Source organism: Mycobacterium sp. NGS56, from assembly GCF_059812425.1.
The window spans coordinates 1,483,846-1,501,793 of sequence record NZ_JCALCQ010000001.1 but is presented as its reverse complement, the minus strand read 5'-3'; the positions used below and the strand labels follow the sequence as shown (position 1 = coordinate 1,501,793).

At 66.9% G+C, this 17,948-nt stretch carries 17 protein-coding genes; 9 read left to right on the top strand and 8 right to left on the bottom strand.

Annotation, left to right across the window (positions count from 1 at the left end):
• Positions 1 to 45: 45 nt before the first annotated feature.
• Positions 46 to 498 carry a VOC family protein gene (locus tag AC5Y4F_RS06895; RefSeq protein ID WP_499995662.1) on the bottom strand — a complete coding sequence of 151 codons (453 nt, stop codon included), beginning with the start codon at positions 496 to 498 and terminating at the stop codon, positions 46 to 48.
• 147 nt (positions 499 to 645) lie between these two features.
• On the opposite strand from AC5Y4F_RS06895, the gene AC5Y4F_RS06890 reads away from it, so the two are divergent.
• Positions 646 to 1,914, top strand: coding sequence for a cytochrome P450 (locus tag AC5Y4F_RS06890; protein ID WP_499995660.1), 1,269 nt, complete (start codon positions 646 to 648; stop codon positions 1,912 to 1,914).
• Between the two features lie 6 nt (positions 1,915 to 1,920).
• Here AC5Y4F_RS06890 and AC5Y4F_RS06885 read toward each other — a convergent pair whose 3' ends face one another.
• Both AC5Y4F_RS06885 and AC5Y4F_RS06880 read right to left on the bottom strand, forming a co-directional pair.
• Complete coding sequence (locus AC5Y4F_RS06885) at positions 1,921 to 3,255, bottom strand: alpha/beta fold hydrolase (protein ID WP_499995658.1); 1,335 nt, start codon at positions 3,253 to 3,255, stop codon at positions 1,921 to 1,923.
• Positions 3,256 to 3,320: 65 nt separating this feature from the next.
• Entirely contained in the window at positions 3,321 to 3,929 is a 609-nt protein-coding gene (locus AC5Y4F_RS06880; RefSeq protein ID WP_499995656.1) for a TetR/AcrR family transcriptional regulator, read from the bottom strand.
• Positions 3,930 to 3,992: 63 nt separating this feature from the next.
• Between AC5Y4F_RS06880 and AC5Y4F_RS06875 the strand changes: the two genes are divergently transcribed.
• Entirely contained in the window at positions 3,993 to 4,439 is a 447-nt protein-coding gene (locus AC5Y4F_RS06875) for a DUF1707 domain-containing protein (protein WP_067937375.1), read from the top strand.
• 206 nt (positions 4,440 to 4,645) lie between these two features.
• Here the strand turns inward: AC5Y4F_RS06875 and AC5Y4F_RS06870 are convergent, their stop codons facing one another.
• Positions 4,646 to 6,124, bottom strand: coding sequence for a protein kinase domain-containing protein (locus AC5Y4F_RS06870; protein ID WP_067937377.1), 1,479 nt, complete (start codon positions 6,122 to 6,124; stop codon positions 4,646 to 4,648).
• A 247-nt stretch (positions 6,125 to 6,371) separates the two neighbouring features.
• On the opposite strand from AC5Y4F_RS06870, the gene AC5Y4F_RS06865 reads away from it, so the two are divergent.
• From AC5Y4F_RS06865 to AC5Y4F_RS06855, 3 genes are all read left to right on the top strand, one after another.
• Positions 6,372 to 7,760 (top strand): FAD-binding oxidoreductase, encoded by a 1,389-nt coding sequence (locus AC5Y4F_RS06865; RefSeq protein WP_499995653.1) that lies wholly within the window; start codon positions 6,372 to 6,374, stop codon positions 7,758 to 7,760.
• 245 nt (positions 7,761 to 8,005) lie between these two features.
• Positions 8,006 to 9,673, top strand: coding sequence for a nitrite/sulfite reductase (locus tag AC5Y4F_RS06860; protein WP_067937381.1), 1,668 nt, complete (start codon positions 8,006 to 8,008; stop codon positions 9,671 to 9,673).
• A gap of 7 nt (positions 9,674 to 9,680) precedes the next feature.
• A complete protein-coding gene (locus tag AC5Y4F_RS06855) occupies positions 9,681 to 10,397 on the top strand; it encodes a sirohydrochlorin chelatase (protein WP_067937383.1) in 717 nt (238 codons plus the stop codon).
• Here the strand turns inward: AC5Y4F_RS06855 and AC5Y4F_RS06850 are convergent.
• Entirely contained in the window at positions 10,361 to 11,344 is a 984-nt protein-coding gene (locus AC5Y4F_RS06850; RefSeq protein WP_067937385.1) for a LysR family transcriptional regulator, read from the bottom strand. The genes AC5Y4F_RS06855 and AC5Y4F_RS06850 overlap by 37 nt on opposite strands.
• A gap of 276 nt (positions 11,345 to 11,620) precedes the next feature.
• Between AC5Y4F_RS06850 and fdxA the strand changes: the two genes are divergently transcribed.
• The gene (fdxA, locus tag AC5Y4F_RS06845) at positions 11,621 to 11,947 is read left to right on the top strand and encodes a ferredoxin (protein WP_007770504.1); all 327 of its coding nucleotides are present in this window, start codon (positions 11,621 to 11,623) and stop codon (positions 11,945 to 11,947) included.
• A gap of 8 nt (positions 11,948 to 11,955) precedes the next feature.
• Here the strand turns inward: fdxA and AC5Y4F_RS06840 are convergent, their stop codons facing one another.
• Positions 11,956 to 12,312: a type II toxin-antitoxin system HicB family antitoxin gene (locus AC5Y4F_RS06840; protein WP_067937386.1), complete on the bottom strand. Its 357-nt coding sequence runs from the start codon at positions 12,310 to 12,312 to the stop codon at positions 11,956 to 11,958.
• 195 nt (positions 12,313 to 12,507) lie between these two features.
• On the opposite strand from AC5Y4F_RS06840, the gene AC5Y4F_RS06835 reads away from it, so the two are divergent.
• Entirely contained in the window at positions 12,508 to 13,800 is a 1,293-nt protein-coding gene (locus AC5Y4F_RS06835; RefSeq protein WP_067937388.1) for an alpha/beta hydrolase, read from the top strand.
• Positions 13,801 to 13,803: 3 nt separating this feature from the next.
• Here AC5Y4F_RS06835 and AC5Y4F_RS06830 read toward each other — a convergent pair whose 3' ends face one another.
• Both AC5Y4F_RS06830 and AC5Y4F_RS06825 read right to left on the bottom strand, forming a co-directional pair.
• The gene (locus AC5Y4F_RS06830) at positions 13,804 to 14,283 is read right to left on the bottom strand and encodes a hypothetical protein (protein ID WP_067937390.1); all 480 of its coding nucleotides are present in this window, start codon (positions 14,281 to 14,283) and stop codon (positions 13,804 to 13,806) included.
• A 38-nt stretch (positions 14,284 to 14,321) separates the two neighbouring features.
• Positions 14,322 to 14,756 carry a protease inhibitor I42 family protein gene (locus AC5Y4F_RS06825; protein WP_067937392.1) on the bottom strand — a complete coding sequence of 145 codons (435 nt, stop codon included), beginning with the start codon at positions 14,754 to 14,756 and terminating at the stop codon, positions 14,322 to 14,324.
• Between the two features lie 100 nt (positions 14,757 to 14,856).
• On the opposite strand from AC5Y4F_RS06825, the gene AC5Y4F_RS06820 reads away from it, so the two are divergent.
• On the top strand, positions 14,857 to 16,464 hold the full coding sequence (locus AC5Y4F_RS06820) for a Na+/H+ antiporter (protein ID WP_067937394.1): 1,608 nt from the start codon (positions 14,857 to 14,859) through the stop codon (positions 16,462 to 16,464).
• Between the two features lie 33 nt (positions 16,465 to 16,497).
• Positions 16,498 to 17,688 (top strand): AAA family ATPase, encoded by a 1,191-nt coding sequence (locus AC5Y4F_RS06815; RefSeq protein ID WP_067937395.1) that lies wholly within the window; start codon positions 16,498 to 16,500, stop codon positions 17,686 to 17,688.
• Positions 17,689 to 17,948: the final 260 nt, after the last annotated feature.

Genomic DNA, 17,948 nt, shown 5'->3' with positions numbered 1-17,948 from the left:
TTGTCCGGCGGTGAGGAACCATAGGAACCACAATAGTGTGGCTTACTACGGCCGCGCCGGCAACGCCGCCAACCACCCATCCGAAAGCAACTCCAACAGCTGCCCATCCGGGTCCCGGATCATCGCCATCGCCTCACCCACGGTCGCGTCGACCACCGTTCCCCCGAACTCCGCAACCTTCCCCAACACCCCAGGAAGGTCGGACACCGAGAACGAGATGTGCGTCAGCCCGATTTGATCCATCACCCGCTCCGAGCCGGCGTGAACCTGCCGCTTCGAGTAGTCCATCAGCTCCAGCACCAAGCCGTCGCGCACCAGATACGTCGCGTGCACGCCGAGCGGCTCGGGCAGTCCTACCAGCTGGGAGGTCGGGCCGTCGGGCGGGTCGAGTTCCCACCAGAACTGGAACCCCAGCAACCCCTCGTAGAAGCGGCGCGATCGCTCGCGGTCCGTGACGCATAATCCAACGTGATTGAAAACCGTCCGATGGCTCGTCATGACAGCCTTTCCGCAGCAAATCGGGCCTCCACGGCCGCGCGGCCGGCCTCGAAGCCGCTTCCACCACCCAGCCCAAACGCGTAATAATGCAAAGATAATAAGCGCACCGCCGAGCAGGCAGATCACCTTCCGTTGGAGGGCTTTTCGATGGCCACACGTCCGAACGTCAGTGCCGACGCAATCGTTGACTTCGACCATCATTCCGACGCCTTCAACCTCAACGAGCTCGCCGTCAACGCCGACCTGCGGCAGCGATGTCCGGTGGCGTGGAACGAGAACTACGGCGGGTTCTGGTTCCTCAGCAGCTACGACGCCGTCAGCCAAACCGCCCGCAACGGAGGCACTTTCGCCCACAAATACGAGCCCAACGCCGAAGACGGCGTCGACTATCAGGGCGAGATGGGCGTCCCCCGCCCCGAAGGCCAGCCGGCCCTGGGCATCGGCGAGGTCGATGGCCCCTACCACCAAGCGCTACGGCACGCTCTGGCGCCGTTCTTCTCCCCCGGCGCCGTCGAGAAGCTCAAGCCCTTCATGGAGCAATCCGCGCACTGGTTCCTCGATCAACAAGTAACTAAAGGGCACATGGACCTGGTGCTCGACTATGCCAGCCCGGTCCCGGCGATCCTCACGATGAAGCTGATGGGCCTGCCCTACGATAACTGGCACCTGTACGCCAACCTCTTTCACTCCGTCATGGCCGTCTCGCAGGACAGCGACGAGTACGCCAGCGCGATCGCCAAAGTGCCCGCCATGATGGAAGAGGTCCTCGAGTTCGCCGCCAACCGACGGGCCGATGCCCGAGAAGACTTGACCAGCTTCCTCATTCAGTTCGAATTCGACGGCCAGCGCCTCACCGACGAGCAGCTGCTCAACATCCTGTGGAACCTCATCGGCGGCGGTGTCGACACCACCACCTCCCAGACCGCGCTGACCCTGCTGCACCTGGGCACCCACCCGGAGACCCGACAGCAACTCATCGACCACCCCGAGCTCTACCGCACCGCCACCGACGAGTTCCTGCGCTACTTTTCGGTCAACCAAACCCTCAGCCGCACAGTCACTCACGACGTCGTCCTCGCCGGCCAACGCCTGCGCAAGAACGACCGCGTCGTCATCAGCTGGCTCTCGGCCAACCACGACGAAAACGAATTCGACCGCCCCGATCAGATCATCCTCGACCGCACACCCAACCGCCACGTCGCCTTCGGGCTGGGCCCACACCGCTGCATCGGCTCGCACCTGGCCCGGTTGATGTCTGGCGTGCTGGTCAAGGCCGTCCTCGATCGCCTCCCTGACTACCAGGTCGACGTCGAGAACGTCCACCAATACCTGGGCAACCCGAGCATGACCGGCCTGGGCAAGCTCCCGGTCACGTTCACACCGGGGCAGACCCGGGAAACGCCACGCCCATGGTGACCCACCCTAACGCACGGCCAAGACCGGCCATCGGTGCCGCACACCTTTGAGTTCGTGGCGACCGCGGTCTTCGAAGGCAATCCGTGACCCGAGGACCAGCGGCGGAAACGCCCCGGACACCAGCACCTCGTCGGGCCCGGCGAGCGCCATGATGCGCGCAGCGATATGGTCCGCGATGCCATGCACATCGTGGTCGATCATCTCCACCTCGCCGGTATGCAGACCGGCCCGGATGTTGAGCCCTAAATCCTGCACCGCATCTCGAATGGCGCACGCACAGTTGATCGCTCGGGCCGGGCCGTCGAACGTCGCCAGCGCGCCGTCGCCGGTGAACTTGATGACTTCGCCCCGTGCGCCCAACACATATTTCTCCACGATCTCGTTGTGCGCGGCGAGGGCCGCGGCCCAGGCCTCATCACCGAGCGCTTCGGCGCGTTCGGTCGATCCCACGATGTCGGTGAACAACACCGTCGACAGCACCCGGTTGGTCGCCGCGGCCGCACGCGAGCCGGTGACAAACGATTCGATCTCGTCGAGCACCCGGTCGCAGTCGCCGGCGAACCACACATTGTCTTCCCCATCGAGCTCGATCAGTCGAGCATTCGGAATCCGCTCGGCGACAAAGTGAGCGTGCGCGCCGGTCACGTGGCGGTCATCGCGGCGATGGAGCACCAGCGTCGGCGCCTGGACGCTGTCGAGTACGGCCCGAATGTCGGTGCGCAGGAACAGGTTAAAGATGGCTTTGAAGTAGCCGGGCCCGCCGGCCAGGCGCTCGCCGCGAGCAAACCAGCGCTGCTTGCCGGCATCACCGCTCCAACTTGGGGCCAAAAGATCAGCGACGGCACCGGTGCCGACGGTGTCGCCGAAGGAGTCGACGTATCGGCTAAACGCCGGTTCGGGCATCCCCTGCGGATAATCGGCGGCCCGCAAAAACCGCGCGTAAGGGCTGAAGAGCACCAGCGAGCGGACGCGCTGCGGATGGGTCGCCGCCAAAAGCAGGACAGGAAGCGCCGACTCCGACATCCCGAACACCGACGCGCACTCGCTGCCGACGGCGTCGAGCACCGCGACCAGCCCGTCCGTCCAAGCCTGCATCGCCGGAAGGTTATGGATCGGCACGGCATCCGAACTTCCCATCCCGAGCAGGTCGGAAATGATCAGCCGGCTGAACGACGCCAGGTGGCGCAGGTGGCCCGCGACCGTCGGGTCGTCCCACAGCAAGTCGATGGGGAACGTCGCGGTGGGGACGAAAAGCAGGTCGGATCCGTTGTCAGAGACCAGTTGATAAGCGAGGTGTACATCGCCATCTCGCGCATAGACCGTTTGGGGGACGGCCGCCATGGTAGAAGCATGCCACTTCACACCCGCTCAGTGAGGCATCATGCGCAGCAAAGCGCCCGAATCGCTCAAAGCACTTGCGCCACAACACCGGCGATTAGTTCGTCGGGGGCTCGAATAATCCCGACGGCACTCAGTTGACCGCCGATGGCAAGCGACGCGATGCCGTGCACTAGCGACCAGAGCGGCGCGGCCACCTCTCGCGGGTCGCGACCCTCGACGATCCCCGCCTCCTGGCACTTGGCGATCGCGTCGAGCAGGTCGTCGAACGCCTGCTCTCCGGCGACCGCCATGCCCGGCTGCTCGGCCTTCAGCGACTCCGCGCCGAACATCACCTGATAGTGGTCGGGATGGGCAATAGCCCACTGCACATAGACCCGGCCGAGCTCGACCACCCGCTCCTTCGGATCCAAGACGCGCTCGGCGGCCGCAGCGAGGTCGGCGTGCAACGCGTGAAATCCCTGTTCGGCGACGGCGGCCAGCAGCTCGGCCTTATCGGCGAAGTGCCGGTACGGGGCCGCGGCGCTGACCCCGGCTCGTCGCGCCGCCTCGGTCAGGGTGAATCCCTTCGGCCCCTTCTCGGCCACCAGCGAGAGCGCGGCGCTGGTCAGCGCGCGTTTGAGGTCGCCGTGGTGGTAGCTCTGGCGCCGCCTGACGGCCGCCCGCTGCACTGCCATGTTGACGACATTAACATTACCGTCTATGTTAATGCTATTCACATCGGCGACCCAGGAGGCGACATGTCGAATCCGCTCGAAACCACATCCACGCTCGCTGGCACCCGGGACCGTGAGAAGACGGCCGACCTACTCGGTCAGGCGCTCGCCCAGGGCTACCTGCAGGTCGACGAGTACGACCAACGGCTGCAATCGGTGTTCCAGACGCACACGGCCGAAGAACTGCGCGAACTCACCGCGGGCCTCCCGGTCGATCGCATCCGGCGTCACGATCCCCGCCGGCGTGCCGCTCGCATCGCCGCGGCGCGTCGCGGACTGCGCGCCCACCTTTACGCGTACCTCGCCATGTGCGTCATCGTGCTCACCGTCTGGGCAGCCGTCGCCATGACAACCGACGCGACCTACTTCTGGCCCATCTGGCCCATCCTCGGTGCGGGCATCGGGCTGGTCAGCCACGCTTTATCGGTACCGCGTCGCCCAAAGTCATTGGAAAACGGAATAACTCATTAGATCATGCAGAAATCAGTGGCGCCACTTGGGAACTGGCGCGATCTTCGCACAGCAGCTGGTGCGACGGGCCCTCGGACCGATAGGCGACTTTCAAAAGGGCTAGCACATCCGCCAGCACGTTCGAGAAACGTGTCATGGCCGGAAGGCGGTTAGTCACGGGGCCTACACTATGGACGCTGCGCCGAGAGACAAAGCGCTCGTGGTGATTACGACGCGGTAGCGTACTGCAGCACGGGCTCCGACGAATCGACGTGGCCGTAGCTGATGATCCGCAGCCGGTTCGGGCGTACCTCGTAAACCACGCCGTCGACCGGATTGGTGACGTCGAACCCGTCCTCGACCCGCTCGGCATTGGAAAGCTCGATGTGGGCACCGTCGCGAATCCGCTCGCCGCGATAATAATAAGTCCCACTGAGGTTTTGACACACCACTGCCAACGACTTGCTCGTTCGCACCACGGCGGCCGGCGGATTACCCGGATCGCAGCGGGCGGTCTCGCCCACGAACCCCAACCCATCGGCGCCCTTCACCGGACGCGACAGTGTCGGCGTCAGCGGTGGCACGGAGGTCGTCGGGGCCGGAGGCGCCGCCTCAACCGTTTGCGACGGCGGCGAGGCCGAACCGTTGTGATGAGTTGCACCAACCAGATTCACCGATAACAGCAGCCCGGCGATCAACATGACTGCCGCCACCGCCGCCACCACGACGGGTGTGCGGCCGATCGCCGGCCAATGCCACGCCGACCTGGAGGCGGCGGGCGGCTCGGGGCGGTCAGCGGGCGCATCGAGCTCCGCAAGGGGGGCGGTCGGCAATGGATGCGTCTTCGGGGGACCGCTTCGCCCGGCCGCGGCACCCACGGGTTCGTAGGCGGCGAACACCGCCTCACTGGCGGCCCGGGCAAGCTCACCCGCGGAAGCGAACCGCGCCGCGCCCTGCTTGGCCATGCCCCGGGTGATGATGTCGTCGTACTCCCGGCCGACGCCGCGGCGCATGATGCTCGGCCGGGGCGCCGGCGCCAATATGTGCGCGCGCTTCAGCTCCCCCGCGTCCTCGCTTTCGAACGGCGGTTGGCCGGTGAGGCATTCGTAAAGCACACACGTCAACGAGTAGACGTCGGTCTGCGGTCCCACGCGTCCGGTGGTGAATCGCTCGGGCGCCATGTAGGTCCGCGAGATTTTCTCGTCGCCGGCGGCCTGGGCGGTGCCGAAGTCGGCAAGGTAGGTGAAGTGGTCGTGGGTGAGCAGGATGTTCTCAGGCTTGACGTCGAGGTGCAGCAACCCACCGGCATGCGCGGCGTCCAGCGCACGCGCCACTTGCGCGGTGATCGACGCGGCACGCGACGGTTCCAGCCCGCCCTGCTCGCGCAGCAGGTCCTTGAGGCTGCCGCCGTCATCGACCAGGAGCATATCGATGAACGGCACGCCTTCGATCTCGCCGAAGTCATGCAGCGGCAGGACATGTGGCTCCTGCAGCCGCGTCACCTTTCGGCACTCGCGCCAAAGACGTTGCTGGAAGCCAGGGTCCGCTGCCGTCTCGCCACGTAAGAGCTTGAGCGCGACCATCCGGTCTTTAACCGTGTCGTACGCGCGGTAGACCTCGCCCATGGCCCCGGTGCCGATCAGTGAGCGCAGCTCGTACGGCCCGAACCGGGTACCGAGCCGCGAACCGCGGGACGAGGAGGTCACTGCCGCACTCCTTTCTCAAGACAGTCCAGGTCGCGAGTTCCCGAATTGGGCGCCGACATAACGTGCGCAGCCTCACGCGTGTCGCTACTCCGAGACATCGCCGAGGGCCGCTATCGTTCGCCGGCCGGGATGACCAACAGCGACACGGCGCCAGTGCCACCCTAGCGGCAGCGGCACCGTCCAGTCTCGAGCCGCACGCCCCGATACAGTGACTAAGTGTCCGGCACGTAAGACGGTGAGGCCTTCGATGACCGACATGACGGCGCAGTTCGCGGGGATCGTCGGCGAGCACAACCTGCTCACGGGCGACGCCATCCTCGAGGACTATGCGCACGACGAGGTGCTGACCAAGCCGCCGCAAAAACCGGCATACCTGGCCAAACCCGCGACCGCCGACGAGGTCGCGCGGTTGCTCAAGCTCGCCACGGAAACCCGCGTGGCGGTGACGGCCCGTGGTTCGGGCACGGGCTTGTCGGGCGCGGCGATCCCCCGGGCGGACGGGCTGCTGATCTCCTTCGAGCGCATGAACGCCGTGCTGGAGGTCGACGTCACCAACCAGGTCGCCGTCGTCCAGCCCGGGGTGACGCTCACCGAACTGGACGACGCGACCGCCGGCACAGGGCTGCGGTACATGGTGCACCCGGGCGAGCTGTCGTCCAGCGTCGGCGGCAACGTCGGCACCAACGCCGGCGGCATGCGCGCGGTCAAGTACGGCATCGCCCGCCACAACGTGCTCGGGCTGCAGGCCGCGCTGCCCACCGGCGAGCTCATCCGCACCGGCGGCAAGATCGCGAAGGTCTCCACCGGCTACGACCTGACCCAGCTCATCGTCGGCTCCGAAGGCACCCTGGCCCTGGCCACCGAGGTGACCGTCAAGCTGCATCCGCGGCTGGACCACAGCGCCACCGTCCTCGCCCCGTTCGCCGACTTTGACCAAGTCATGGCAGCGGTGCCCAAGATCCTCGCCAGCGGTCTGGCGCCTTACATCCTGGAGTACGTCGACAACGTGACGATGGCCGCGCTGGTCCATACCCAGAATCTCGAGCTGGGCGTGCCCGATAACATCCGGGACAGCTGTCAGGCCTATCTGGTTGTGGCGCTAGAGAATCGGACCACTGACCGGCTGGACGAGGACGTCGAGAGAACCGGCGAACTGCTCGCCGAGCTGGGTGCGGTGGACGCCTACGTGCTCGAAGGCGGCTCGGCGCGCAAGCTCATCGAGGCGCGGGAGAAGGCGTTCTGGACGCTCAAGGCGCTCAACGCCGACGACCTCATCGACGCAGTGGTGCCGCGCGGCGCGATGCCGAAGTTCCTTTCCGGTGCGCGCGGCCTGGCGGCGGCGGCCGGCGGCGCGGCGGCGGGCTGTGGGCATGCCGGTGACGGCAACGTGCACCTGGCCATCTTCTGCCCGGACGCGGCGATTCGAAAGAAACTGTTGACCGACATCTTCGCGCTCGCAATGGAATTGGGCGGCGCGATCTCCGGCGAACACGGCCTGGGCCGGGCCAAAGCCCCGTACTTCGTGGAGCTCGAGGATCCGGTCAAGGTCGACCTGATGCGCCGGATCAAGGCGAGCTTCGACCCGGCGGGCATCCTCAACCCCGACGTCGCGTTCGCTGCGGGCGACGAGGTGTGAGCCCTCGCCGCCGCCCGAAGTGAACCAGCACACACAACGCGCAGTTGTGCCTTCACAACATATGACCTCTACTGACGCCCTCGTAGGTAGTGCACCATGGAAATCGCGACCCGTGGGTCCAACGACGAACTTACGGGTGCCCACAGACCCAACTTCATCGCGATGACGCGGCACGATACGCCCGCTCCGCGACCGCAGACGGCCCGATCCGAGGCCAGACGCGCCATAAGGAACGAGAACGCCACATGACCACCGCACGTCCCGTCAAGACCCGCAACGACGGTCAGTGGGCGCTGGGCGATCGCGAACCGCTCAACCACACCGAGCAGTTCAAAAACGACGACGCGCCGCTCAACGTGCGCGAGCGCATCATCAACATCTATTCCAAGCAGGGCTTCGACAGCATCGCCAAGGACGACCTGCGCGGCCGGTTCCGCTGGATGGGCCTCTACACCCAGCGTGAGCAGGGCTACGACGGCAGCTGGACCGGCGACGACAACACCGAGAAGATCGAAGCCAAGTACTTCATGATGCGGGTCCGCTCCGACGGCAAGGCGATGACCGCGCACACGATGCGCACGCTGGGGCAGATCTCGACCGAGTTCGCCCGCGACACCGCCGACATCAGCGACCGGGAAAACCTGCAGCTGCACTGGGTCCGGATCGAGGACGTGCCCGAGATCTGGCGTCGGCTCGACTCCGTGGGCCTGCAGACCACCGAGGCCTGCGGCGACTGCCCCCGCGGCATCCACGGCTCGCCGTTGGCCGGCGACTCGCTCGACGAAATCCTCGACCCGTCGCCCGCGATCGACGAGATCGTCCGGCGCTCGCTGAACAACCCCGAGTACGCCAACCTGCCCCGCAAGTACAAGACCGCGGTCTCCGGCCTGCAGGACGTCTCGCACGAGACGCACGACATCGCGTTCGTCGGCGTCAACCACCCCGAACACGGCCCCGGCCTGGACCTGTGGGTGGGCGGCGGCCTGTCGACCAACCCGATGCTGGCCCAGCGGCTGGGCGTGTGGGTGCCGCTGGACGAGGTCGCCGACGTCTGGGAGGGCGTGACCCGGCTGTTCCGCGACTACGGCTACCGGCGGCTGCGGGCCAAGGCCCGGCTGAAGTTCCTGGTCAAGGACTGGGGCGTGGAGAAATTTCGTGATGTTCTCGAACAGGAGTACATGAACCGCCGGCTGATCGATGGACCGGCGCCCGCGCCGGTCAAGCACACCATCGACCACGTCGGGGTGCAGCGGATCAAGAACGGGCTCAACGCGGTCGGCGTCGCGCCGATCGTCGGGCGGGTATCGGGCAGCACCCTGTCGGCCGTGGCCGACCTCATGGAGAAGGCCGGCTCCGACCGGGCGCGGTGGACCCCGTTCCAGAAGCTGGTGATCCTCGACGTCGCCGACGACAAGGTCGACGAGCTGGTCGCGGGGCTGGAGGCGCTCGGACTGCCGTCGCGGCCGTCGTCGTGGCGCAAGAACACCATGGCGTGCACGGGAATCGAGTACTGCAAGCTGTCGTTCGCCGAAACCCGGGTGCGGGCACAGACTTTGGTGCCCGAGCTGGAACAGCGCCTGGCCGACGTCGATTCCAGGCTCAACCTGCCGATCAGCGTGCATCTCAACGGGTGCCCGAACTCGTGTGCACGAATTCAGGTCGCCGACATCGGGTTCAAGGGCCAGTGGATCGACGACGGCGAGGGCAACTCGGTCGAGGGTTTCCAGGTGCACCTCGGCGGCGGCCTGGGCGAGCAGAGCGGCTTCGGCCGAAAACTGCGCCAGCATAAGGTCACCAGCGCCGAACTGGGCGACTACATCGACCGGGTGACACGCAAATACCTCGACGGGCGCCAGGACGGGGAGACGTTCGCGTCCTGGGCGCTGCGTGCCGACGAGGACGAATTGCGCTGAGGCCGTAGTGAACACACTGGTACTCACCGCACACGGCAGCCGCGACCCCCGGTCGGGCGCCAATGCCGAGGCCGTGGCCGACCGCCTGGCGATGATGCGGCCCGGCCTCGACGTGCGGCTGGCGTTCCTCGAGCTGAACACGCCGAGCTTCGCCGACGTGCTGGCCGGGTTGCCGGACAGTCGCCGCGCGGTGGTCGCCCCATTACTCCTGGCCAGCGCCTATCACGCGCGTTTGGACATCCCCAAGCAGATCGCCGAGGCCGGCGCCCATGGCATCCGGCAGGCCGACGTGCTCGGCGAGGACGAGCGGCTGGTCGCAGTGCTGCGCGAGCGACTCGTCGAGATCGGGGTTTCCCCGCTGGACGACGATCTCGGGCTCATGGTCGTCGCGATCGGTTCGTCGAACCTCGCTGCCAATGCACGCACCTCCAAGGTGGCGGCCAGGCTGGCTGCCAGTACCCAATGGGCCGGGGCCACAACGGCGTTCGCCACCCGGCCCGAGGCGTCGGTGGCCCGCGCCGCAGACCAGCTCCGCCGTCGGGGCGCGCGCCGGCTGGTCATCGCACCATGGTTCTTGGCGCCGGGCCTCATCACCGACGGGGTGTCAAACTTTGCCCGCGACAACGGCATTCTCATGGCGGCGCCGCTGGGGGCGCACCGGCTGGTGGCCGAGACTGTGCTCGACCGCTACGACGAGGCGCTGGCCGAGGACGCCGCGGCCTGAGCTTTCGACGCCGCCGTGCGGCTGGTGATGTGGCTGAGCAGGTCGCGGATCGCTCCGGCCGGCGGGGTGCGCCCGCCGATCCAAATGGCCCGAAACTTGCGGCGCAGATCCAACTTCGGGATGTGCACGGCGTGCAGGCGGCCGACCGCCAAATCGTCGGCGACGGCCAGCCGGCTCATGGTCGCCGGTCCCGCGCCGGCGAGCACCGCGGCGCGCATCGCCGCCGCCGAGGTCAATTCCAGCACGGGCGCGGCCTGTTCCATGTCCTCGCCGAGCACCCTGCGCAACGCCACTGTCAGCGAATCGCGGATGCCCGAATGCATTTCGCGGGCCACCAGCGGTGTCTGCGCGAGTTCGCGCGCGGTCACCACCCGCCCGCGTCGCGCCCACTTGTGTTCGGGCGCAACGACGATCACCAACTCGTCCCCTCCCACCACACAACTACCTAAACCCTTTGGCGTGCCCGGGTTTTCGACGAATCCAAGGTCGGCGCTGCCGTCGCGGACCGCGGCGATCGCGTGGTCGCTGTTGGTGGCGGTCAGAATCACCTGAGGCGCGGTATCGCCGCGCCGCGCCGCCTCGGCCTGCAGGGACAGCAGCCAGTGCGGCATGAGTTGTTCGGAGATCGTCTGGCTGGCCGCCACCCTGATCCGTCCGCGGCCTTCCTTTCGCAGCGAACCCAGGCCCGCATCGATCTCGCCGGCGACCTCGAGCAGGCGGGTCGCCCAGTCCGCGACGATCAGGCCCGCGGGCGTCAGTTGCGAACCGCGCGTGGTCCGAACGGCCAGGGTGACGCCGATCTGGGCCTCCATGGTGGCAAGCCGCCGGGATATGGCCTGCTGGGTCAGCCCGAGTTCGCGCGCGGCGCGGCCGAGGCTGCCGGTCTCGGCTATCGCCAAAAACGCCTCGAACGCGGCGAGGTCGGGCAACCGAGGGCTCAGCGGCATGGCGGTAGCTCACAATCAAATGGTGTGACACAACTATAGCTTGTGACACCACAACGCCAAGCCTCCCGTCCCGCCCGGAACGATGGGCGACATGACTCGCGCGGCCCAAGAGGTTCAGACCCCCCAGCCTGGGCCCGCCGTTTTGCGGATTACCGATCGCTTCAAACCAAGAGGCCGGTAGCCCCCGCGCGCGCTGTCGCGCTAAATTAGCCAGCCAGACTGTGTTTTGACGGCTCGCAGCCGGCAACCCCGCTGGCCAAAGGAAGGACATCACTCGTGGCCTACGTGATCGCCGAACCCTGTGTCGACATCAAAGACAAAGCATGCATCGAGGAATGCCCCGTCGACTGCATCTACGAGGGCGCCCGGATGCTCTACATCCATCCCGACGAGTGTGTCGACTGCGGTGCCTGCGAGCCGGTTTGCCCGGTCGAGTCCATCTTTTACGAAGACGATCTGCCGGACGAGCACAGCCAATACCTGCAGATCAACGCCGATTTCTTCACCGAGCTCGGCTCGCCCGGCGGCGCCGCGAAGGTCGGGCTGACCGAAAACGACCCGGCCCCGGTCAAGGCACTGGAGAGCAGAGCCGAGGCGTCATAGCCTCCGCGCTAGTCCCAGCCGGAGAGCCCGAAGGTGTCGCTCGGTCTGCGCCCGGAGAGTTTCTGAACCACCCACTGGTTCATCGAGACCTGTTGTTCGGCGGCTTCGACGGCCAGGCGGCTATGCAACTCCGGGGACGTCCTGATCACGATCGTGCCGCTGTAGCTGCGGTCCGCCATGGGCGTCGGCGGCGTTTCGCCGGTGTTCAGCATGATTTCGATGTGGCGGTCGACGGCCGTCTCGACGGCCTCGATCGCCTCTTGCGCGGTCGGCGCTTCGCGGCGCATGAACGGCAATTCGAGACACGAGCCCACGTATTCGCCGTGGTACGGCGACCATGCGACGCGGTAGGTGTAGTGGTTCACGCCGGGGTTGATAGCACGGGTGCTAGCGGATTCGCGAGTCACTTATCCCCAGCGGAGCGGTGACGGCCGCGGAGCGTTGTGCCGCCACACCCGGGGCGTCGGCGCCTCGTCGGGAGCCATGCGGGCCGTCCCGAATCAGCTAGCGCGGGCGCTATCACTTCAGAGAGTCCGCTACCAGTTTCGTAAGGTGGGGAAATGCGGATAGCCCGAATAGTCCACGTCATCCGGCAACTTGGGTCGTTGGGGGTCACCACCGTGACCGCGGCGTCCACCCTCAACGCCTACCGGCCGTTGGCGCGCAGCGGATACGCCTCGCTGTTTTCGTGGATGTTCGGGCTGGTCGTCACCGAATTCCCGCTGCAAACGCTGGTGAGCCAGCTCGGCGGACTGGCGTTGACCGGTCGTCGCCTGACTCGGCCCGTGCGAATAACCGCCTGGATTGTCGCCTGCCTCTCGGCGGTGGGCCTGCTGAACTTCAGCCGCGCAGGGCATCGGGCCAATGTGCCCCTGACCGAGGCGCTGGACAGCGGGCTGGGGACCGACCGGTTCACCGAGTCGGCAAGCCTGTGGAGACGGCCGTCCGGCGGCGGCACCGCCAAGACCCCCGGGGTGCTGCGCATGCTGCGGATCTACCGCGACTACGCCCACGACTCCGACATCAGCTACGGCGAATACGGCAGCGCCAACCACCTGGACATCTGGCGGCGTCCCGACCTCGACCCGGCGGGCAAGGCGCCGGTGCTCTTCCAGGTCCCCGGCGGCGCATGGACGACGGGAAACAAACGCGGACAAGCCCATCCGCTGATGAGCCATCTCGCCGAGCTGGGTTGGATCTGCGTGGCGGTCAACTACCGGCACAGCCCACGCAACACCTGGCCCGACCACATCGTCGACGTCAAGCGCGCCCTCGCCTGGGTCAAGGAGCACATCGCCGAATACGGCGGCGATCCCGACTTCGTCGTCATCACCGGGGGTTCGGCCGGCGGCCACCTGTCGGCGCTGGCCGCGCTGACGCAGAATGACCCGCAGTTTCAGCCGGGATTCGAAGACGCCGACACACGCGTGCAGGCTGCGGTGCCGCTCTACGGCATCTACGACTTCACCCGGTTCGACAAGACGCTGCATCCGATGATGCCGGGGCTGCTGATCAAGTCGATCATCAAGCAGAAGCCGTCGACACACCTGCAGACGTTCGAGTCCGCGTCGCCGGTCAACCACGTGCACGCCGACGCTCCCCCGTTTTTCGTCCTGCACGGAACCAACGACTCGCTGGCCTACGTCGAGCAAGCCCGCACGTTCGTCGAGAAACTTCGGCAAGTCAGCGCGCAGCCGGTGGTGTACGCCGAATTACCGCTCACCCAACACGCTTTCGACATCTTCGGCTCAATCCGCGCCGTCCACACCGCGGTGGCCATCGAGCAATTCCTCGCCGAGATCTACGCCGCGCACCTGCGGGCCGACGTCGTCGCGGCTCCCGAGGTGTCGTAACCGCTAGGGCTTCGGACGCACCCCGGCGGCGCGGTACACGAACACCGGTTCCACCGGAAAGCGCAGCGTCGTCCTGGGTAGGGCTGTCAGCACCTCGTCGGGAATTCGCTTCTTGTAGTTGAGCCTCATCGAGCCGCTGAAGGCCGGGTCGACTCCACGAAGGTCGATGTCGATGCCGAGGCCCTTGTCGGTGATGGTGGCCCGGCCCGGCCCAGAGTCGGTGTCCCACGCGCAGTCGATGGACCGTAGGTTGGCGTCGCCGCGCGCGGGAAAGGTGGCGACGACTCGGGCGGCGCTGAACGCGAACCCGCCCGTATACCGCGAGACGCCACCGGCCGAATACACCCCGGGCACATGGCCATTGAAGTGCCGGACCACCCCCACCCGGCCGGCGCTGAAGATGGTGCCCTCGGCTTCGAGTGCCTCACGCAGCGCCGCGGGCAACTGGCCGATCTGGGACAGATTGCGGAGGAACGCGAACACGTCCGAACCGTAGCCCCGCGTGCGGCCGGTCCGCAGGCTTATTGGACCGTCACGGTCAGCGTGTAGGTGCACGCCGGTTTGGCGTCCTTGTCCACGAAGCTGGTGTACGACGTGCTGACGGTGGTGGTTCCCGGTCTCAGCGCGGCGAACGTCCACTCTTCTTTGCCGGGCGCCCCCAGCGCGTCAGAGGTCGGCTGGACGAACTGGTGGCTGACTTGCTTGACGATCGATGCGTCGCCGATCTTGGTATCGGGCGTCCACCGGTACGGGGTGGTGTAGTTCGAGCCCAACTCCACCACCAGGGTGTTGCCGACGGAGAGGGTGGTGTTCTGGGCGATCTCGCTCTGCGTCAGCACATCCTTCATGGGAACCTGGAGCGTTCTGGTCGATGGCGGGTTTCGGGACGCGAAGTGGCAGCCCACCACCGTCGACAACGTCAGCATGGCGACTGTTACCAGTAGCCTGAGCTTCACCAAATCCCCCTTTGATTTCCGCCCCGGAGCCTAATAGGTCTGATCCAGACCGAAGATAGGCGACGACGCCGCCCTTCAGCGCGTCCGGCAGGATGGGCTGGTGTTTGGCCTCGAACTGATCGTTGCCCTGGTCTCCACCGTCATCGTCGGGACGGTCATCGGCCGGCGCTATCGCGTCGGGCCCCCGGTGTTGCTGATCTTGCTAGGCGTCCTGCTGGGGCTGATCCCCCACTTTGCGCACATCAAGGTGAACGGCGAGATATTGCTGCTGCTGTTTCTGCCGGCGATTCTTTACTGGGAGGGCCTAAACACCAGCTTCCGCGAGATCCGGGCCAACGCACGCATCATCGTGTTCCTCAGCATCGTCCTGGTGATCGCCACCGCGGTCGCGGTGTCCTGGACGGCGCGAGCGCTGGGCATGAATCCGCACGCCGCCGGCGTTTTGGGCGCGGTGCTGTCGCCCACCGACGCGGCCGCGGTGGCTGGTCTCGCGAAGAAGCTGCCACGCCGGTCGCTGACCGTGCTCAAGGCCGAGAGTCTCATCAACGACGGCACCGCCCTGGTGCTGTTCGCCGTCAGCGTCAACGTCGCGATCGGTGGGTCGTCGATCACCCCGCCCGAGGTGACCGCCCGGTTCATCGGCTCCTATCTGGGCGGGATCGCCGCCGGGCTGCTGGTCGGTGGCGCGGTGACGTTGCTGCGCAAGCGAATCGATGCGCCCCAGGAGGAAGGGGCGTTGAGCCTGCTGACGCCGTTCGCCGCCTTCCTGCTGGCGCAATCGATGGACTGCAGCGGCGTGGTCGCGGTGATGGTGTCGGCGCTCGTCCTCGCCTACGCCAGCCCATTGGTGATCCGGGCCCGTTCCCGGCTGCAGTCCTTTGCCTTCTGGGACATCGCGACCTTCCTGCTCAACGGCTCGTTGTGGGTGTTCGTCGGTGTCCAGATCCCGGGAGCGCTGCGCGGCATCGTGGGCGTCGACGGCGGAGTCCGGCACGCCCTGTTCGTGGCGCTGGTGATCACGGGCGTGGTGATCGTGTCTCGCATATTCTGGGGCGAAATCACCACGCTGCTGATCCGGCTCATCGACCGCCGCCAGGCGCAGCGCGAACGCCGGGTCAATTGGCGTCAGCGTTTCGTCACCGCCTGGGCGGGATTCCGTGGCGCCGTGTCGCTGGCGGCGGCGCTGGCCGTGCCGATGACAACCCTGAGCGGCGCACCCTTCCCGGACCGCAGCATGCTGATCTTCATCGTGACCGTCGTCATCCTGGTGACCGTCCTGGTCCAGGGCAGCACGCTGCCCGCGGTGGTTCGGTGGGCGAAGATGCCCCAAGATGTCACCCACGCCGAGGAATTGCATCTGGCTCGTTGTCGGGGAGCCCGGGCCGCCCTCGCCGCGCTGCCCACGGTGGCCGACGAGGTCGGCATCGGCGATGACTTGAGGCGGCGGCTGCAAAAGGAGTACGAGGAAAAGGCGGCGCTGGTGTTGGCCACCGAGGACGGTTCGCCAAACACCCGCATCGTCAAGGGCCGGGAGAAGCTCCGGCGGGTGCGCCTGGGCGTGCTCGAACACAAGCGCCGGGAAATCACCGCGCTGCGCAACCAGAACCTCATCGACGACATCGTGCTGCGCGAGTTGCAGAACGAGATGGATCTGGAGGAAGTGCAGCTGCTCGCCGCCGCTGCCGACGACGACGACGAGGACGAGTAGGGCCCGTCGGTGGCCGATCGTACAGTCGGCCCCATGCTGCACACCGTCGCGATTCGCGGGTATCGCTCGCTGCGCGAGGTCATACTGCCCCTGGGTCGTCTATCGGTGATCACCGGCGCCAACGGCGCCGGCAAATCCTCGCTGTATCGCGCCCTGCGCCTGCTGGCGGACTGCGGCCGCGGCGAGGTCATCGGGTCGCTCGCCCGGGAGGGCGGGCTGCAATCGGTGCTGTGGGCCGGTCCCGAGCAGCCGGCCGGCGCTCGACGCTCCGGGAAGACCGAGGGCACCGTGCGTACCCGGCCCGTGTCACTCGAATTGGGCTTCGCCGCCGATGATTTCGGCTACCTGGTGGATTTGGGTATCCCGCAGTCGGCCGGCAAATCGGTGTTCGCCCGCGATCCGGAGATCAAGCGGGAAGTGTTGTTCGCCGGCCCCGTGCTGCGGCCCAGTACGACGCTGGTGCGCCGGTCCCGAGTGTTCGCCGAGGCCAGCGCGGAGTCCGGCAGCGGTTTCGACGAGCTGTCCCGATCCCTGCCGTCGTATCACAGCGTGCTCGCCGAATACGCCCACCCGCATGCGCTCCCCGAGCTCGCGGCGGTGCGAGAACGGTTGCGCGGCTGGCGGTTCTACGACGGCTTCCGAGTCGACGCGGGAGCGCCCGCGCGGCGCCCGCAGGTGGGCACCCGCACCCCCGTGCTCTCCGACGACGGCAGCGATCTGGCCGCCGCGATCCAGACGATCCTCGAGTCGGGGTTCGAGGACCTCAACCGCGCCGTCGCCGCGGCATTCGACGGCGCCACCCTCTCGGTCGCCATCCACGACGGGCTGTTCGATCTCCAACTGCGCCAGCGCGGCATGCTGCGCGCGTTACGAGCGGCCGAATTATCCGATGGCACACTGCGTTTCCTGCTTTGGGCCGCCGCCCTGCTGAGCCCGCAACCGCCCTCGCTGATGGTGCTCAACGAGCCGGAAACCTCGCTGCACCCTGACCTGGTTGCCCCGCTGGCCTCGCTGATCCGCACCACCGCCGCGAAGACGCAAGTCGTGGTGGTCACCCATTCCCGCTCGCTGCTCGATTTTCTCGACACGACGCCGGTCGCAGACATCGAGGCCATCGCCGAGGGCCAAGCCGTCGAGATCGAGCTTTACAAGGACTGGGGCGAAACGCTTATCAGCGGTCAGAGCTTGTTGACGACGCCCCGGTGGGATTGGGGCACTCGCTAGCCGCGGGGTGCGTTCGCCGCGTCGGGCGCCTTCGCCGTCGCCCCTCGGCGGGGCCGTCGGCGGGGCCGAGTGTGAAACCTGGGCGGGGCCGCCCGGCGTGTCGCCGCCGTGGCTTCACACTCAAAGCCTTGGACGCACACTCAGCCGACGAATTCGGCGCGGCACAGGAAGCGGGCCTGCGTGCCCCGCTACAGCGTGGTTCGGGCCGCCAACGGGCGGTCAACGTCGCCCGGCTAGCGAAGTTCATACAGAGTTCAGGC

Bases quoted from the DNA above. Each gene is read 5' to 3' on its own strand.
- AC5Y4F_RS06835 (WP_067937388.1), top strand. From the start codon at position 12,508: ATGCGGATAGCCCGAATAGTCCACGTCATCCGGCAACTTGGGTCGTTG.
- AC5Y4F_RS06865 (WP_499995653.1), top strand. From the start codon at position 6,372: ATGACCGACATGACGGCGCAGTTCGCGGGGATCGTCGGCGAGCACAAC.
- AC5Y4F_RS06885 (WP_499995658.1), bottom strand. From the start codon at position 3,255: ATGGCGGCCGTCCCCCAAACGGTCTATGCGCGAGATGGCGATGTACAC.
- AC5Y4F_RS06895 (WP_499995662.1), bottom strand. From the start codon at position 498: ATGACGAGCCATCGGACGGTTTTCAATCACGTTGGATTATGCGTCACG.
- AC5Y4F_RS06815 (WP_067937395.1), top strand. From the start codon at position 16,498: ATGCTGCACACCGTCGCGATTCGCGGGTATCGCTCGCTGCGCGAGGTC.
- AC5Y4F_RS06850 (WP_067937385.1), bottom strand. From the start codon at position 11,344: ATGCCGCTGAGCCCTCGGTTGCCCGACCTCGCCGCGTTCGAGGCGTTT.
- AC5Y4F_RS06860 (WP_067937381.1), top strand. From the start codon at position 8,006: ATGACCACCGCACGTCCCGTCAAGACCCGCAACGACGGTCAGTGGGCG.
- AC5Y4F_RS06880 (WP_499995656.1), bottom strand. From the start codon at position 3,929: ATGGCAGTGCAGCGGGCGGCCGTCAGGCGGCGCCAGAGCTACCACCAC.
- AC5Y4F_RS06875 (WP_067937375.1), top strand. From the start codon at position 3,993: ATGTCGAATCCGCTCGAAACCACATCCACGCTCGCTGGCACCCGGGAC.
- AC5Y4F_RS06890 (WP_499995660.1), top strand. From the start codon at position 646: ATGGCCACACGTCCGAACGTCAGTGCCGACGCAATCGTTGACTTCGAC.